Below are 16,654 nucleotides of genomic sequence, written 5' to 3'. Positions count from 1 at the left end.
GCCTCAGCGCCCGGTCTTCTTCGGCGTGTAGGCGCAGTAGCCCGGGCGCGGCCCTACCTTCGGGTGGTTGCGGCAGGTGTCCGGGCGTTTGTCATAAATGGTGCACAGCCGGCTCTTACGGTCCAGATACAGGCAATCATCGTTGCTCATGCGGGTCAGAGTGAAGATCCCCGACTTCTGGTTGAAGCGCTCGATCACTCCTTCCTTCTGCAAACGCTTGGCCACGTTCTTCGGCGGCTCATCCTTCTCGAACTCATCGACCACGCCAATACGGATCAGGTCCTTGATCTTGACCTCGACGGGCAGGGTGCAGCAGGTCGAGTTGCAGCCCCCGCACATATGGCTGGCGTAGCGTTGCCAGGTGTCCAGGCGGTCGACTTCGGCGGCGGCGATCAGGGTCGGTTTCATCGTGATGGGCTAATGACGGTCATGTGGGCGCGCGATCATACCGGAGTTGTTCAATTTGTGAACAACCTTTTGCCGGTTTCGCTATGCGCACATGAAAAGCGCGAACCCACGCTGTCGCTCTGTGTCGAAGCGTCTAGGCTGATACTTCTCCATCCGCTTTCGTCAACTTGCCCGAGGACTCCGCATGTCTCAGGAACCCACCGCACGTGACGCCGAGGTGGCTGCTTTCCGCGCAGCTGTACTGGACAAACTGACCTACGCGGTCGGTAAGGACCCGGAGCACGCTTTCGAACATGACTGGTTCGAAGCCATCGCCCTGGCTGCCCGCGACCACATGGTCGATCACTGGATGGATCACACCCGACAGGTCTACCGCAAGAGCCAGAAACGGGTCTATTACCTGTCGCTTGAATTCCTCATTGGCCGGCTGTTGTACGACAGCTTGAGTAACCTGGGCCTGCTGGATATCGCCCGCGAAGCCCTGGATGGGCTGGACGTGGATTTGGAACGCATCCGCTTGCTCGAACCCGACGCGGCCTTGGGCAACGGTGGTTTGGGGCGTCTGGCTGCCTGCTTCATGGAAAGTATGTCGACCCTGGGCATCGCCGCCCATGGCTATGGCATCCGCTATGAGCATGGGCTGTTCCGCCAGGCCGTGGTCGACGGCTGGCAGCAGGAGCAGACGGAGAACTGGCTGGATTTCGGCAACCCCTGGGAGTTCGAGCGTGCCGAGGTGATCTACCCGATCAGCTTCGGTGGCAGCGTCGAGACCGTGCACGACGCCAACGGCCAGCAGCGTCAGGTCTGGTGGCCGGGCGAGACCGTGCGGGCGGTGGCGTATGACACGCCGGTGGTCGGCTGGCGCGGCGCCAGTGTGAACACACTGCGGTTGTGGCGTGCCCGGGCGCTGGAGGAGCTGCACCTGGAGCGCTTCAACGCCGGTGACCACTTGGGGGCGGTGGCAGAGGTTGCCAGGGCTGAAAGCATCTCACGGGTGCTGTACCCGGCCGATAGTACCGAGGCCGGGCAGGAACTGCGCTTGCGTCAGGAGTACTTCTTCGTCTCGGCCTCGTTGCAAGACTTGCTGCGTCGCCACCTGAACATGCACGACAGCCTGCTCAACCTTCCCGATCAGGCGGCCATCCAGCTCAACGACACCCACCCCTCGATCGCCGTGGCCGAGCTGATGCGCCTGCTGGTCGACCAGCACGAAGTGCCGTGGGAAACCGCCTGGCAACTGACCGTCAATACCCTGGCCTACACCAACCATACCCTGTTGCCAGAAGCCCTGGAGACCTGGCCTGTAGGCCTGATGGAGCGCATGCTGCCGCGGCACATGCAGATTATCTATCTGATCAACGCCTTCCATATCGATGCCTTGCGCGCCAAGGGCATCCATGACTTCGATGTGTTGCGGGCGGTGTCGCTGATCGAGGAAGACAATGGCCGCCGGGTACGCATGGGCAACCTGGCTTTCCTCGGCTCTCACAGTGTCAACGGCGTGTCGGCGCTGCACAGCAAGCTGATGCGCAGCACCGTGTTCGCCGAGTTGCACAAACTCTATCCGAGGCGAATCAACAACAAGACCAACGGCATTACCTTCCGCCGCTGGCTGTACCAGGCCAACCCTCAACTGACCGGCATGCTGGTCGAGGCGCTGGGTGAGGTGGTGCTGGACGATCCAGAGGGGCGCCTTGCCGGCTTGGCACCTTTTGCCGACAAGAGTGGCTTTCGCAAGCAGTTCGCCGCCCAGCGCTTGCACAGCAAGCGCGCCCTGGCCGGCATCATCCAGGATCGCCTGGGCATCACGCTCAATCCCGAAGCGCTGTTCGATGTACAGGTCAAGCGCATCCATGAGTACAAGCGGCAGTTGCTCAACCTGCTGCACACCGTGGCCCTGTACCAGGCCATCCGTGCCGAGCCAGGGACGGAATGGGTGCCGAGGGTGAAGATCTTTGCCGGCAAGGCCGCGGCCAGCTACCACCAGGCCAAGCTGATCATCAAACTGACCAACGACATCGCCCGGGTCGTGAACAACGACCCGACCGTACGCGGCTTGCTCAAAGTGGTTTTCCTGCCTAACTACAACGTCAGCCTGGCGGAAAGCATCATCCCGGCAGCGGACCTCTCCGAGCAGATTTCCACCGCCGGTTACGAAGCGTCCGGCACCAGCAACATGAAGTTCGCCCTCAATGGTGCTCTGACCATCGGCACCCTGGACGGCGCCAACGTGGAAATGTGCGAGCAGGTCGGCTCTGAGAACATGTTCATCTTCGGCCTGACCGCCCAGCAGGTGGAAGCGCGCCGGCGCAGCGGCGATTTCGGCGCCAGCACAGCGATCGCCGCGTCGCATCGACTCAACGACGTGCTCCAGGCCATCCGCAGCGGTGTGTTTTCGCCGGATGATCCTGCGCGCTACACCGGCCTGGTCGACGCACTGATCGCTCACGACCGCTTTCTAGTCTGCGCCGATTTCGATGCTTACTGGGAGGCGCAACAGCGTGTCGAAGAGCTATGGCACCAGCCGCAGGACTGGTGGCGCATGGCAGTGCTCAACACCGCACATATGGGGTGGTTCTCCTCTGACCGGACCATCCGCGAATACGCCAGCGAAATCTGGAAGGCCTTGGCGTGACGTGACGGCCGGCCCCGGAGGGCGCTGAACTCCGGGGCTGAAGTGCCGTCTGATTCGCAGCAAGGCGACCGCGAATCGAGTCAGCAAAAGCCCTTGGGTATCTCTCATCGCTCGCTAGCGTCCAACTCTCCCTGTAAACTGCGGGGGTTTTTTCCACCTTTCCCTTCGGAGCCATACATGTCCCGCGTTACCCTGAGTCGCTATTTGATTGAGCAGACCCGCAGCAACAATACCCCTGCCGATCTGCGCTTCCTGATCGAAGTGGTGGCGCGTGCGTGCAAGGAAATCAGCCATAACGTCTCCAAGGGTGCCTTGGGCGGTGTACTGGGTAGCATGGGCACCGAGAACGTGCAGGGTGAAGTCCAGAAGAAACTCGACGTGATTTCCAACGAGATCCTGCTCGAAGCCAACGAGTGGGGCGGCCACCTGGCCGGCATGGCCTCCGAAGAGATGGATAACGCCTACCAGATTCCCGGTAAGTATCCCAAAGGCGCTTACCTGCTTGTCTTCGACCCGCTGGACGGCTCCTCGAACATCGACGTCAACGTCTCGGTCGGCACCATCTTCTCGGTGCTGCGTTGCCCGAGCGAGTACTTGAGCCAGAACGAAAGCCTGAACGAAAAGGCCTTCCTGCAACCGGGCACCAAGCAGGTCGCCGCCGGTTACGCCATCTATGGCCCGCAGACCATGCTGATCCTGACCCTGGGCAATGGCGTCAAGGGCTTCACCCTGGACCGCGAGCTGGGCAGCTTCGTCCTGACCCACGAGAACATCAAGGTGCCGGAAAGCACCGCCGAGTTCGCCATCAACATGTCGAACCAGCGTCACTGGGAGCCGCCGGTACAGCGCTATGTGAGCGAACTGCTGGCCGGTGAGACCGGCCCGTTGAAGAAGAACTACAACATGCGCTGGATCGCTTCGATGGTTGCCGACGTGCACCGCATCCTGACCCGTGGCGGCCTGTTCATGTACCCGCGCGATGCCCGCGAGCCTTCCAAGCCCGGCAAGCTGCGGCTGATGTACGAAGCCAATCCGATGTCCTTTATCATTGAGCAGGCCGGCGGTGCTTCCACCAACGGCCAACAGCGCATCCTCGACATCCAGCCGGAAAGCCTGCACCAGCGCGTGTCGGTCATCCTTGGCTCGAAGGAAGAGGTAGAGCGCGTCACCCGTTATCACCAGGAGTAAACCATGCTCGCACCTTGGCAGCCGTTGCTGGAATGGTGGTTCGGCTGGGGCAGCAGTCCCCAGGCCGTGGCTGACGAGAAGAGTACCCTGTGGTTCGGCAAGCACCACGACGACGAGGCGCGGGAGCGCTTCGGCGATCTGGTCGAGCAGGCCCTGGCCGGTGGTCTGGATGAGTGGCAGCAAAGCCCGCAGGGCTGGCTTGGCCTGATCCTGCTGCTGGACCAACTGCCACGCATGATCCACCGCGACACGCCGCGCGCCTTCGATGGCGACCGGCGTGCCCAGGTCGTGGCCATGCAGGGGCTGCAGAAGGGCTGGGACTACCAACTGCTGCCGATCCAGCGGGTGTTCATCCTGCTGGTGCTGGAGCATGCCGAGGTGCTGGACTGGCAGAACCTGTGCGTCGAGCGTTACCAGACCCTCCTGGACGAGCAGCCGGAAGCCAACCGCCGGCTGTTCGAGGGCTTCCTCGACTACGCCGAACAGCACCAGCGGGTCATCGCCCGCTTTGGGCGCTTCCCGCACCGCAACCTGGTGCTGGGCCGGCCGAGCACCGATGAAGAGATGGACTTTCTGCTGGAGCCGGGTTCGCGGTTCTGAGCTGATGAGATGGGCGCGGGGCGTTGATCCGCAGTCGGCGTCGTAAGCTGCAAGAGTTCGTCATCAGCCGTTCAGCGGCATCTCGAGAAAAGCCTGTGTGGGCAGGGAACCGAGGGGGTTTTTCCCCTTCTAAGCTCCCTGCAGGCCGCTGCGCCTGCATCTTCATGCCCAGGAGTGTCCCTTCATGTCGTTTCGTTCCCTCGCCCTGCTGTCCTTGTGCGTGTTTCTGACTGCGTGCAGCAAGATCAACCAGGAAAACTATTCCAAGCTCAAGGCCGGCATGACCAAGACCGAGGTCGAGCAGCTCCTCGGCACCCCAACGGAATGCTCCGGCGCCCTGGGCATGAGCAGTTGCACCTGGGGTGACGAGAAGAGCTTCATCAGCGTGCAATACGCGGCGGACAAGGTGTTGATGTATTCCGGGCAGGGCCTCAAATGAGACGCCTCTACCTCCTGCTGGGCGTGTGCGTAGCCTTGTTGTTGAGTGGCTGTGCCAGCACCGGCGGTGGACCGCTGGCGCCCAAGTCTGCCGGTAATGTCGACCTCAAGCGCTACCAGGGCAAATGGTTCGAGCTGGCGCGCCTGCCGATGCACTTCCAGCGTGATTGCGCGCAGTCCGAGGCGCATTACAACCTCAAGGCCGATGGCACCCTCGGCGTGCTCAACCGCTGCCGCACCCTCGACGACGAGTGGTTGCGTGCCCAGGGCACCGCCACGCCCCAGGAACCGGGCCATACCGACAAGCTCTGGATCGAGTTCGACAACTGGTTCACCCGCCTGGTGCCAGGTGTGGCCAAGGGTGAGTACTGGGTGCTCTATGTGGACGATCGTTATCGGACCGCACTTGTCGGCAACCCGAACCGCAAGTACCTGTGGGTACTCTCGCGCACGCCGAATGTGTCTGCGGTGGAGCAGGAAGTATTGCTGGCCAAGGCGCGGCAGCAGGGCTATGACACCTCGCGGCTGATCTGGCGGGTGTCTGATCGGGATATCGTGCACTGACACTCTGCAAGGCTTCGCAGCCCAGCGTCAGTTGACGCTGGGCTGCGAAGCGGCCCACTGGCTTTAGCCAAGCAACTCGCGTAACACGTCGGTAAACGCCAAGGCACTTTCTTCCTCGCCAGCATGACGCCCTTGGCTGACCACCCACTGGCCGTTGACCATCACGTCGCGAACCTGGCGATCGCCGCCGGCGAACAGCCAGCGGTTGAGAATGCCATCCCCGCTGGCGGTGGCCAGGTACGGGTCATTGCCATCGAGCACCAGCCAGTCGGCACGCTTGCCCACCGCCAGTTCACCCACCGGCTGGCCTAGGGCCTGGGCGCCGCCGCTCAAGGCGGCGTCATACAGGGTGCGCCCGACCATCGGCTGGTCGCTGCCATACAGGCGGTTGCGACGTTGGTCGCGCAAACGCTGGCCGTACTCCAGCCAGCGCAGTTCCTCGACCACGCTCAGTGACACATGGCTGTCGGAGCCGATACCCAGGCGCCCGCCCTGAGCGAGGAAGTCCACGGCCGGGAAGATGCCATCGCCCAAGTTGGCCTCGGTGGTCAGGCACAAGCCAGCCACGGCACCGCTGCGGGCCATGGCGCTGACTTCGTCGGCTTCGGCATGGGTGGCATGGACCAGGCACCAGCGTGGGTCCACCTCGATGTTCTCGTACAGCCATTGCAAGGGGCGGCGGCCGCTCCAGGCCAGGCAGTCGTCGACTTCCTTCTGCTGCTCGGCGATATGGATATGCACCGGGCAGGCCTGGTCGCTGGCGGCGAGCACCATGGCGATCTGCTCGGGGGTAACCGCGCGCAGGGAGTGGAAGCACAAGCCCAGCTGCTGAGCCGGGTGGGCGGCAAGCATCGGCTTGAGGCTTTCTTGCAGGCGCAGGTACTGCTCGCTGCTGTTGATGAAGCGGCGCTGCCCATCATTAGGTGCCTGGCCGCCAAAACCGGCATGGCTATAGAGCACCGGCAGCAGGGTCAGGCCAATGCCACTGGCGCTGGCGGCGGCGCTGATGCGCCGCGACAACTCGGTCGGGTCGGCATAGGCGCGGCCATCGCTATCGTGGTGGACATAGTGGAATTCGGCCACCGAGGTGTAGCCGGACTTGAGCATCTCGATGTAAAGCTGGTGGGCGATGACCTGCAGTTGCTCTGGGGTGATCTTGCCGACCAAGCGGTACATCAGCTCGCGCCAGGTCCAGAAGCTGTCATTGGGGTTGCCGGCCACTTCGGCCAGGCCCGCCATGGCGCGCTGGAAGGCATGCGAGTGGAGGTTCGGCATACCCGGCAGCAGCGGGCCGGCCAGGCGTTCGGCCCCTTGTGCCGAGGCGTCGGGCTCGACCTTGGCCAGGCGGCCGTCAGCCGCCACCTCGAGTCGGACGTTGTTGGCCCAGCCTGTTGGCAGCAGGGCGCGTTCGGCAAAGAAGGCAGGCATCGCGGCAAATTCCTGTTCTGATTGGTTGTATATACATATACAGGTGTTTGCCTGGTGGGTAAACTCCGGCAAGCTACCGTTCATTCAACCGAACAAGGATATCTTGCCGTGCCGACACCTCCTGTCTCCGCGCTGGTTGCCCAGATGGGCGAAGGGCCGGCGCCGCTTTATGCCCGGGTCAAGCAGATGATCATCCAGCAGATCGAGAGCGGCAGCTGGCCGCCGCATCATCGCGTGCCTTCGGAAAGCGAGCTGGTCAGCGAGCTGGGGTTCAGCCGCATGACCATCAACCGCGCCTTGCGCGAACTGACCGCCGAAGGGTTGTTGGTACGCATGCAAGGCGTCGGCACCTTCGTTGCCGAGCCCAAGACCCGCTCGGCGCTGTTCGAGGTCAACAACATCGCCGACGAAATCGCCAGCCGTGGCCATCAGCATAGTTGCCAAGTGATGGTCCTGGCCGAAGAGGCGGCCGGGTCCGAACGAGCCCTGGCCTTGGACATGCGCGAAGGGCAGCGGGTGTTCCATTCGCTGATCGTGCACTACGAGAATGACGTGCCGGTGCAGATCGAAGATCGCTACGTCAACGCCCTGATCGCCCCCGACTACCTCAAGCAGGACTTCACCCGGCAGACCCCTTATGCCTACCTGTCCCAGGTGGCGCCGCTGACCGAGGGCGAGCACGTGGTCGAAGCGATCCTCGCCGAGCCGGAGGAATGCCAACTGCTGCAGATCGAGCGTGGCGAACCTTGCCTGCTCATTCGTCGCCGCACCTGGTCGGGCCGGCAGCCAGTGACCGCCGCGCGGCTGATCCACCCCGGTTCCCGTCATCGCTTGGAAGGACGTTTCAGCAAATGAGTCGATTGCAGTTGTTGCGCGCGCAGGACTATCCGCGCATGCCCTGGAAGAACGGCGGTGGCAGCACCGAAGAGATCACCCGCGATGCAGGCGCTGGCCTGGAGGGCTTCGGCTGGCGCCTGTCGATCGCCGATATCGGGGCTTCTGGCGGGTTCTCCAGCTTCGCTGGTTACCAGCGCATTATCACCGTGCTGCAAGGCGATGGCATGCGCCTTCTGGTCGATGGCCAGCCCAGTCGGCCATTGCTGGCGTTCGATGCTTTTGCCTTCAGTGGTGAAAGCCAGGTCAGTTGCACGCTGCTTGGCGGGCCGATCCGTGATTTCAACCTGATCTACTCGCCGCAGCGTTACCTGGCGCGGTTGCAGTGGTTCAGTGGCAGCACCCGGCTGTTCAGTAGCGCCAGCACGGTACTGTTGTTCAGTGCCGAGGCCGCTTTGCTGGTCAGCCTCAGTGGTCACCCTGCGCAGCAGTTGGGCCTGTACGACTGCCTGCAGGTCAGCGACAACACGCAATTGCTGGAGCTGGAAACCTCTGGCCGCTGCTGTGTGATCGAGCTCACCAGCGTTTCCCGGTAACGCACACTTATCGCGCGCATTGTTACCAAATGCCCCAAGGTGGCGCACCGCCACCTTGCTCTGAAATCCCTTCCTCTACTTCGTCAGCACACTTTTTCGTTAGCGCTTCCCTCGATCCTGCGCGGCCTTCAGCCAGTTCACCTATTCGCTTCGAATCAGCGAGACACGACTTGGCAACTCAATTGCATATGCTTGTATGTACAAGTAAAGATAAGTGCGTATGAGTGGATAGGCCGTCCCTCCTGCGCTGTTGATACCGCGCCCGCCGAGCGGGTCGGGTTTGGATAGATCGCTTGAGGAGCCCTTTTCGTGACTGACAACAACCTGAACAAATTCCGTGATGTCGAGATCCGCGCCCCGCGTGGCAACACGCTGACCGCGAAGAGCTGGCTGACCGAAGCGCCACTGCGCATGCTGATGAACAACCTCGACCCGGAAGTGGCAGAGAACCCCAAGGAGCTGGTGGTGTACGGCGGTATCGGCCGTGCCGCGCGTAACTGGGCGTGCTACGACAAGATCGTCGAAAGCCTGACCAACCTGAACGACGACGAGACCCTGCTGGTGCAGTCCGGCAAGCCGGTCGGCGTGTTCAAGACTCACACCAATGCCCCGCGCGTGCTGATCGCCAACTCCAACCTGGTGCCGCACTGGGCCACTTGGGAACACTTCAACGAGCTGGATGCCAAGGGCCTGGCCATGTACGGCCAGATGACCGCCGGCAGCTGGATCTACATCGGTAGCCAGGGCATCGTCCAGGGCACCTACGAAACCTTCGTCGAGGCGGGCCGCCAGCACTACAACGGCAGTCTCAAGGGCAAGTGGGTGCTGACCGCGGGCTTGGGTGGCATGGGCGGCGCCCAGCCGTTGGCCGCGACCTTGGCCGGCGCTTGCTCGCTGAACATCGAATGCCAGCAGAGCCGCATCGACTTCCGCCTGAGCACCCGCTACGTCGACGAACAAGCCACGGACCTGGACGACGCCCTGGCCCGCATCGCCAAGTACACCGCCGAAGGCAAGGCCATCTCCATCGCCCTGCACGGCAACGCCGCCGAGATCCTGCCTGAGCTGGTCAAGCGAGGCGTACGTCCAGACATGGTCACCGACCAGACCAGCGCCCACGACCCTCTGAACGGCTACCTGCCCGCCGGTTGGACCTGGGAGCAATACCGTGACCGCGCGCAGACCGAACCGGCGGCGGTGGTCAAGGCGGCCAAGCAATCCATGGCCGTGCACGTTCAGGCCATGCTCGACTTCCAGAAGCAGGGCATCCCGACCTTCGACTACGGCAACAACATCCGCCAGATGGCCAAGGAAGAGGGGGTGGCCAATGCCTTCGACTTCCCGGGCTTCGTCCCTGCCTACATCCGCCCGCTGTTCTGCCGTGGTGTCGGTCCGTTCCGCTGGGCGGCGCTGTCGGGTAACGCCGAGGACATCTACAAGACCGACGCCAAGGTCAAGGAGCTGATCCCCGACGATGCCCACCTGCACAACTGGCTGGACATGGCCCGCGAGCGCATCAGCTTCCAGGGCTTGCCGGCGCGCATCTGCTGGGTCGGCCTGGGCCAACGCGCCAAGCTGGGCCTGGCCTTCAACGAAATGGTGCGCAGCGGCGAGCTGTCGGCACCGATCGTCATCGGCCGTGACCACCTGGACTCCGGTTCGGTCTCCAGCCCTAACCGTGAAACCGAAGCCATGCGCGATGGCTCCGATGCGGTCTCTGACTGGCCGCTGCTCAACGCCTTGCTCAACACCGCCAGCGGTGCCACCTGGGTCTCGCTGCACCACGGTGGTGGCGTCGGCATGGGCTTTTCACAGCACTCGGGCATGGTCATTGTATGCGATGGCACCGACGAGGCTGCCGAGCGCATCGCCCGTGTGCTGACCAACGATCCGGGCACTGGCGTCATGCGTCACGCCGATGCTGGCTACCAGATCGCCATCGATTGTGCCAAAGAGCAGGGTCTGAACCTGCCGATGATTACCGGCTGATCAGCGTCGCGGCGGAGGGCCGCAGGGCCCTTCCCGCAGACGTCGTTTCAGGGAAAGGGACGACCGGACGCATGGCTGCGTTTGCCACTGGACTGCCGATATCCACTTTCATGTTTGGGAGCGTCACGCAATGAAAACCACCAAGACCCTGCTCGCGTCGCTGTTTGCCCTTGGCCTGCTTGGCGCTGCCGGTGCGAGCCAGGCCGCGACCTGGTGCGAGTCCGGCAAGCCGGTGAAATTCGCCGGGCTGAACTGGGAAAGCGGCATGCTGCTGACTGACGTGATGCAGTTCGTGCTCGCGAACGGTTACGGCTGCAGCACTGACAGCCTGCCGGGCAACTCCATCACCATGGAGAACGCTTTGGGCACCAACGACATTCAGGTGTTCGCCGAGGAGTGGGTGGGCCGCAGCGAAGTCTGGAAGAAGGCCGAGGCGGCCGGCAAGGTGGTCGGTGTCGGCGCGCCAGTGGTCGGCGCGACCGAGGGCTGGTACGTACCGCGCTACGTGATCGAGGGCAATCCTGAGCGCAAGCTGCAAGCCAAGGCCCCGGATCTCAAGAGCATCGCCGATCTGGGCAAGTACGCCAGCGTCTTCCGCGACCCGGAAGAACCGGGCAAGGGCCGTTTCTACAACTGTCCGGCCGGTTGGACCTGCGAGCTGGACAACAGTCAGATGCTCAAGGAGTACGGCCTCGAAGGCAGCTACACCAACTTCCGTCCGGGTACGGGCCCGGCGCTGGATGCGGCGGTTCTGTCGAGCTACAAGCGGGGTGAGCCGATTCTTTTCTACTACTGGTCGCCCACGCCGCTGATGGGCCAGGTCGACCTGGTCAAGCTGGAAGAGAAGAGCGGCGTGGACAAAAGCGTTTCGATCAAGGTCGGCCTGTCCAAGACCTTCCACGACGAAGCGCCGGAACTGGTCGCGGTGCTGGAGAAGGTCAACCTGCCGATCGAACTGCTCAACCAGAATCTGGCGCGCATGGCCCAGGAGCGGATCGAGTCGCCCAAGCTGGCCAAGCTGTTCCTCAAGGAACATCCTGAAGTCTGGCAGGCATGGGTCAGCGAAGATGCCGCCAAGAAGATCAACGCGGCGCTCTGAGCGTCCACTCCTACTTGACGAGTGAACCTTATGTTTCCCGAAAACCTTACCTTCTCCATCGCCGACTGGGTCAATGGCTGGGTCGATGCGCTGGTGACCAACTACGGTGATGTGTTCCGGCACATCTCTGACACCCTGCTGTGGGCCATCGTCAACCTCGAAGGGCTGCTGCGCGCCACGCCGTGGTGGCTGATGCTGGGGGTGGTCGCGCTGGTCGCCTGGCACGCCACTCGTCGTCTGGTACCGACCCTGGTGATTGCTGGCCTGCTGTTCCTGGTCGGCGCCGTGGGCCTGTGGGACAAGCTGATGCAGACCCTGGCGCTGATGCTCGTGGCGACCCTGATATCGGTGCTGATCGGCATTCCGTTGGGCATTCTCTCGGCGCGCAGCAATCGCTTGCGCACGGTATTGATGCCGTTGCTGGACATCATGCAGACCATGCCCAGCTTCGTGTACCTGATTCCGGTGCTGATGCTGTTCGGCTTGGGCAAGGTCCCGGCGATCTTCGCCACGGTGATCTACGCCGCGCCACCCTTGATCCGCCTGACCGACCTGGGCATCCGCCAGGTCGACGGCGAAGTGATGGAGGCGATCAACGCCTTCGGTGCCAACCGTTGGCAGCAACTGTTCGGTGTGCAATTGCCGCTGGCCTTGCCAAGCATCATGGCCGGGATCAACCAGACCACCATGATGGCTCTGTCGATGGTGGTGATCGCCTCGATGATCGGTGCCCGTGGCCTGGGTGAGGATGTGCTGGTGGGCATCCAGACCTTGAACGTCGGTCGCGGCCTTGAAGCCGGCCTGGCAATCGTGATTCTGGCGGTGGTGATCGACCGCATTACCCAGGCCTACGGTCGGCCACGGCATGAGGTGAGCAAATGAGCACGCAGGCGATCAGCAAGATCGAAGTGAAGAGCGTCTTCAAGATCTTCGGCGACCGCGCCGAAGAAGCCTTGCAACTGATCCGCCAACAGCGCAGCAAGGAGCAGGTGCTGGCGCAGACCGGTTGCGTGGTCGGGGTCAACGACCTGTCGCTGTCCATCAGCAGTGGTGAGATCTTCGTCATCATGGGTTTGTCCGGCTCTGGCAAGTCGACCCTGGTGCGCCACTTCAACCGCCTGATCGACCCCACCAGCGGGGCGATCCTGGTCGATGGCGAAGACATCCTGCAATACGACATGGAGGCCCTGCGCCAATTTCGCCGACGCAAGATCAGCATGGTGTTCCAGAGTTTCGGCCTGCTGCCGCACCGCAATGTGCTGGACAATGTCGCCTACGGCTTGAAGGTACGTGGCGAGAGCAAGCAGATGTGCATCGAGCGCGCATTGCACTGGATCGACACCGTCGGCTTGAAGGGTTACGAGAAGTCCTACCCGCATCAACTTTCCGGTGGCATGCGCCAGCGCGTCGGTTTGGCCCGCGCCCTGGCGGCGGACACCGACATCATCCTGATGGACGAAGCTTTCAGCGCCCTCGACCCGCTGATCCGTGCCGAAATGCAGGACCAACTGCTCGAACTGCAGAAGACCTTGCACAAGACCATCGTATTCATCACCCATGACCTGGATGAAGCCGTGCGCATCGGCAACCGCATCGCGATCCTCAAGGACGGGCGCCTGATCCAGGTCGGCACGCCGAAAGAGATCCTGCATTCGCCGGCGGATGACTATGTCGACCGCTTCGTCCAGCGCCGTGCGGCAACCGTATGAGGGCAGCCATGTCAGAGCGTGAAACCGTGGTGATCAGCGATGCACCGGTACGTTGGCAGGACATTGTCGCCGTGGCCCGCCGCGGCGCGCGCCTGGAGCTGTCGGCGCAGGCCTGGGCGCGGATCGACAATGCCCAGGCTATCGTGCGGCGCATCGTCGATAGCGGCGAGCGGGCCTATGGCGTGAACACCGGGCTGGGTGCGCTGTGCAATGTCTCGCTGCAAGGCGAGCAATTGAGCCAACTGTCGCGCAATACTCTGCTCAGCCATGCGTGTGGCGTGGGGCCGGTACTGCCTGACGAACAAACCCGGGCAATCATCTGCGCGGCCATCGTCAACTACAGTCACGGCAAGTCCGGCCTGCAACGGCAGGTGGTCGAGGCACTGCTGGCGCTGCTGGAGCGGGGGATCACCCCGCAGGTGCCATCCCAGGGGTCGGTGGGCTACCTGACGCACATGGCGCATGTCGGCGTCTGTCTGCTTGGCATCGGCCAGGTGAGCTACCAAGGACAAGTCGTGGACGCCGCGCTGGCCCTGGCCGCAGAAGGCCTGGCTCCGGTGCGGCTGGGGGCCAAGGACGGGCTTTGCCTAGTCAACGGCACGCCCTGCATGACTGGCCTCGCTTGCCTAGCCCTGGACGACGCGACCCGCCTGCTGCAGTGGGCCGATGTCGTCGGTGCCATGAGTTTCGAGGCCTTGCGTGGCCAGATTGCCGCGTTCGACGCCGAGATCATCGCGCTCAAGCCGCACCCCGGCATGCAGCGGGTGGCGGCGAACTTGCGAGCATTGCTCGACGGCAGCGAAGTGATCGCCTCCAGTGCAGGCATCCGTACCCAGGATGCCTTGAGCATCCGCTCGATCCCGCAGGTCCACGGTGCCGCCCGTGACCAGCTGGCGCATGCCGCCGCGCAGGTCGAGGCCGAACTCAACGGGGCCAACGACAACCCGTTGCTGCTCGGGACACCGGACAACTTCCGAGTGATGTCCCAGGCCAACCCGCACGGCCAGTCTGTAGCCATGGCTGCCGACCTGCTGGCCATCGCCATCGCCGAAGCCGGCTCGATTGCCGAGCGCCGCCTGGACCGCCTGATCAACCCGCATGTCAGCGGCCTGCCGGCGTTCCTGGTGAGCGACCCCGGGGTCAACTCGGGAATGATGATCGCCCAGTACGTTGCCGCCTCGCTGTGCGCGCAGAACCGCCAGTTGGCGCAACCGGCCGTGCTCGATAACTATGTGACCTCGGGGCTGCAAGAGGATCACTTGAGCCTGGGGACAGGTGCCGCGCTCAAACTGCATCAGGCGCTGGAGAACTGCACGCAGATCCTCGCCATCGAGTATCTGCTGGCCGCCCAGGCTTTCGAATTCCTCAAGGAGCAGCGCTTTGGCGCCGGCACTGACGCGGCGTGGCGCCTGCTGCGCGAACAGGTTCCGGCCTATGTGGAAGACCGCTGGCTGGCGCCGGATATCGCCCGTACCGCCGACCTGCTCAGACAACCGCAGTTGCTGCAGCGCGTGCTGCCGGCGCTGTACTGAATAATGACAAGGAGCATGAACGTGGACGCCCTCAAGCTGATTCCAGGCCAACTGACCCTGGCCCAACTGCGCAACCTCTATCGCCAGCCGCTATCCGTGAGCCTGGACGCCAGCGCCGACGCGCCGATCGAAGCCAGCGTCGCCTGTGTCGAGCGCATCATCGCCGAGGACCGTACCGCCTACGGCATCAACACCGGTTTCGGCCTGCTGGCCTCCACCCGCATCGCCAGCCATGACCTGGAAAACCTGCAGCGCTCGCTGGTGCTGTCCCATGCCGCCGGTATCGGTGCGCCGCTGGACGATGACATGGTGCGCCTGATCATGGTGCTCAAGATCAACAGCCTCAGCCGTGGTTTCTCCGGCATCCGCCGCAAGGTCATCGATGCGCTGATCGCCCTGGTCAATGCCGAGGTCTACCCGCACATTCCGCTCAAGGGCTCGGTCGGCGCGTCCGGTGACCTGGCGCCGCTGGCCCATATGTCGCTGGTGTTGCTCGGCGAAGGCAAGGCACGGCACAAGGGGCAGTGGCTGCCCGCCACCGAAGCCCTAGCCATCGCCGGCTTGCAACCATTGACCTTGGCTGCCAAGGAGGGCCTGGCCCTGCTCAATGGCACCCAGGCCTCCACCGCTTATGCCCTGCGTGGCCTGTTCGAAGCCGAGGACCTGTTCGCCGCCGCGGTGGCCTGCGGTGGCCTGACCGTGGAAGCGGTGCTCGGCTCGCGTTCGCCATTCGATGCCCGCATTCACGAGGCCCGTGGCCAGCGTGGGCAGATCGATGCGGCAGCCTGCTACCGTGACCTGCTGGGTGATGGCAGCGAGATTTCCGCATCCCATGAGAACTGCGGCAAGGTCCAGGACCCATACTCCCTGCGCTGCCAGCCTCAGGTCATGGGCGCGTGCCTGACCCAACTGCGCCAGGCCGCCGAAGTGCTGGCCGTCGAGGCCAACGCGGTGTCGGACAACCCCCTGGTGTTCGCCCGTGAAGGCGATGTGATCTCCGGCGGCAATTTCCACGCCGAGCCAGTGGCCATGGCTGCTGACAACATGGCCTTGGCCATCGCCGAGATTGGCTCGCTGAGCGAGCGACGCATTTCTCTCATGATGGACAAGCACATGTCGCAGTTGCCGCCGTTCCTGGTGGAAAACGGCGGGGTCAACTCCGGCTTCATGATCGCCCAGGTCACCGCCGCCGCCCTGGCCAGCGAGAACAAGGCGCTGTCCCATCCGCACAGCGTCGACAGCCTGCCGACGTCGGCCAACCAGGAAGACCACGTGTCTATGGCCCCGGCTGCTGGCAAGCGCCTCTGGGAAATGGCCGAGAACACCCGTGGCATCCTCGCCATCGAGTGGTTGGGCGCCTGCCAGGGCCTGGACCTGCGCGAGGGTCTGAAGACCTCGGTCAAGCTGGAGGAAGCGCGCCAGGCCCTGCGCCGCGAAGTGCCGCACTACGACAAGGATCGCTTCTTCGCCCCGGATATCGAAGCCGCTGTGGAGCTGTTGGCCGAAGGCCGCCTGACCGGGCTGCTGCCGGCCGGAGTCCTGCCCAGCCTGTGACCCGCGCTGGCCTTGAGGGCCAGCACCTTGCGCCATGAACACCGTGTTGGGTTCTTGGCGCTTTTTGCTGACGACAAGAA

Annotated in this window: 15 protein-coding genes; 13 read left to right on the top strand and 2 right to left on the bottom strand. The window is 63.3% G+C overall.

Features of this window, described 5'->3' with window-relative positions; genetic code table 11:
* Window positions 1-3 precede the first annotated feature (3 nt).
* Window positions 4-408, bottom strand: coding sequence for a YkgJ family cysteine cluster protein (locus tag ACYU03_RS24190; protein WP_461887125.1), 405 nt, complete (start codon window positions 406-408; stop codon window positions 4-6).
* A gap of 184 nt (window positions 409-592) precedes the next feature.
* On the opposite strand from ACYU03_RS24190, the gene ACYU03_RS24185 reads away from it, so the two are divergent.
* The 5 genes from ACYU03_RS24185 (at window position 593) to ACYU03_RS24165 (ending at window position 5,833) form a co-directional block, all read left to right on the top strand.
* A complete protein-coding gene (locus ACYU03_RS24185) occupies window positions 593-3,043 on the top strand; it encodes a glycogen/starch/alpha-glucan phosphorylase (protein WP_461887124.1) in 2,451 nt (816 codons plus the stop codon).
* Between the two features lie 177 nt (window positions 3,044-3,220).
* Complete coding sequence (locus ACYU03_RS24180) at window positions 3,221-4,231, top strand: class 1 fructose-bisphosphatase (protein WP_461887123.1); 1,011 nt, start codon at window positions 3,221-3,223, stop codon at window positions 4,229-4,231.
* Between the two features lie 3 nt (window positions 4,232-4,234).
* The gene (locus ACYU03_RS24175; protein WP_461887122.1) at window positions 4,235-4,831 is read left to right on the top strand and encodes a DUF924 family protein; all 597 of its coding nucleotides are present in this window, start codon (window positions 4,235-4,237) and stop codon (window positions 4,829-4,831) included.
* Window positions 4,832-5,015: 184 nt separating this feature from the next.
* Window positions 5,016-5,270 (top strand): outer membrane protein assembly factor BamE domain-containing protein, encoded by a 255-nt coding sequence (bamE, locus tag ACYU03_RS24170; RefSeq protein WP_461887121.1) that lies wholly within the window; start codon window positions 5,016-5,018, stop codon window positions 5,268-5,270.
* Window positions 5,267-5,833 carry a lipocalin family protein gene (locus ACYU03_RS24165; protein ID WP_461887120.1) on the top strand — a complete coding sequence of 189 codons (567 nt, stop codon included), beginning with the start codon at window positions 5,267-5,269 and terminating at the stop codon, window positions 5,831-5,833. Before bamE ends, ACYU03_RS24165 begins: the two co-directional genes overlap by 4 nt.
* A 63-nt stretch (window positions 5,834-5,896) precedes the next feature.
* Here ACYU03_RS24165 and ACYU03_RS24160 read toward each other — a convergent pair whose 3' ends face one another.
* Window positions 5,897-7,261, bottom strand: coding sequence for a formimidoylglutamate deiminase (locus ACYU03_RS24160; RefSeq protein ID WP_461887119.1), 1,365 nt, complete (start codon window positions 7,259-7,261; stop codon window positions 5,897-5,899).
* A 144-nt stretch (window positions 7,262-7,405) separates the two neighbouring features.
* Here ACYU03_RS24160 and hutC point away from each other — a divergent pair, with 144 nt between their 5' ends.
* From hutC to hutH, 8 genes are all read left to right on the top strand, one after another.
* Window positions 7,406-8,116, top strand: a complete 711-nt coding sequence (gene hutC, locus ACYU03_RS24155; RefSeq protein ID WP_461891542.1) for a histidine utilization repressor — start codon at window positions 7,406-7,408, stop codon at window positions 8,114-8,116.
* Window positions 8,113-8,691, top strand: a complete 579-nt coding sequence (locus ACYU03_RS24150) for a HutD/Ves family protein (RefSeq protein ID WP_461887118.1) — start codon at window positions 8,113-8,115, stop codon at window positions 8,689-8,691. The genes hutC and ACYU03_RS24150 overlap by 4 nt, the downstream gene beginning before the upstream one ends.
* A 309-nt stretch (window positions 8,692-9,000) precedes the next feature.
* Window positions 9,001-10,680 carry a urocanate hydratase gene (gene hutU / locus ACYU03_RS24145; RefSeq protein WP_461887117.1) on the top strand — a complete coding sequence of 560 codons (1,680 nt, stop codon included), beginning with the start codon at window positions 9,001-9,003 and terminating at the stop codon, window positions 10,678-10,680.
* A gap of 130 nt (window positions 10,681-10,810) precedes the next feature.
* Window positions 10,811-11,779, top strand: a complete 969-nt coding sequence (locus ACYU03_RS24140; protein WP_461887116.1) for an ABC transporter substrate-binding protein — start codon at window positions 10,811-10,813, stop codon at window positions 11,777-11,779.
* 30 nt (window positions 11,780-11,809) lie between these two features.
* Entirely contained in the window at window positions 11,810-12,661 is an 852-nt protein-coding gene (locus ACYU03_RS24135; protein WP_461887115.1) for an ABC transporter permease, read from the top strand.
* A complete protein-coding gene (locus tag ACYU03_RS24130; protein ID WP_461887114.1) occupies window positions 12,658-13,488 on the top strand; it encodes a quaternary amine ABC transporter ATP-binding protein in 831 nt (276 codons plus the stop codon). Before ACYU03_RS24135 ends, ACYU03_RS24130 begins: the two co-directional genes overlap by 4 nt.
* Window positions 13,489-13,496: 8 nt before the next feature.
* Window positions 13,497-15,020: an HAL/PAL/TAL family ammonia-lyase gene (locus ACYU03_RS24125; protein WP_461887113.1), complete on the top strand. Its 1,524-nt coding sequence runs from the start codon at window positions 13,497-13,499 to the stop codon at window positions 15,018-15,020.
* Window positions 15,021-15,035: 15 nt separating this feature from the next.
* On the top strand, window positions 15,036-16,574 hold the full coding sequence (hutH, locus tag ACYU03_RS24120; protein ID WP_461887112.1) for a histidine ammonia-lyase: 1,539 nt from the start codon (window positions 15,036-15,038) through the stop codon (window positions 16,572-16,574).
* The last annotated feature ends 80 nt before the right edge of the window (window positions 16,575-16,654 follow it).

Source organism: Pseudomonas sp. X10 (assembly GCF_054889225.1).
Note: the sequence above shows the minus strand (reverse complement) of the source record. Positions and strands in the feature narration are given on the sequence as shown.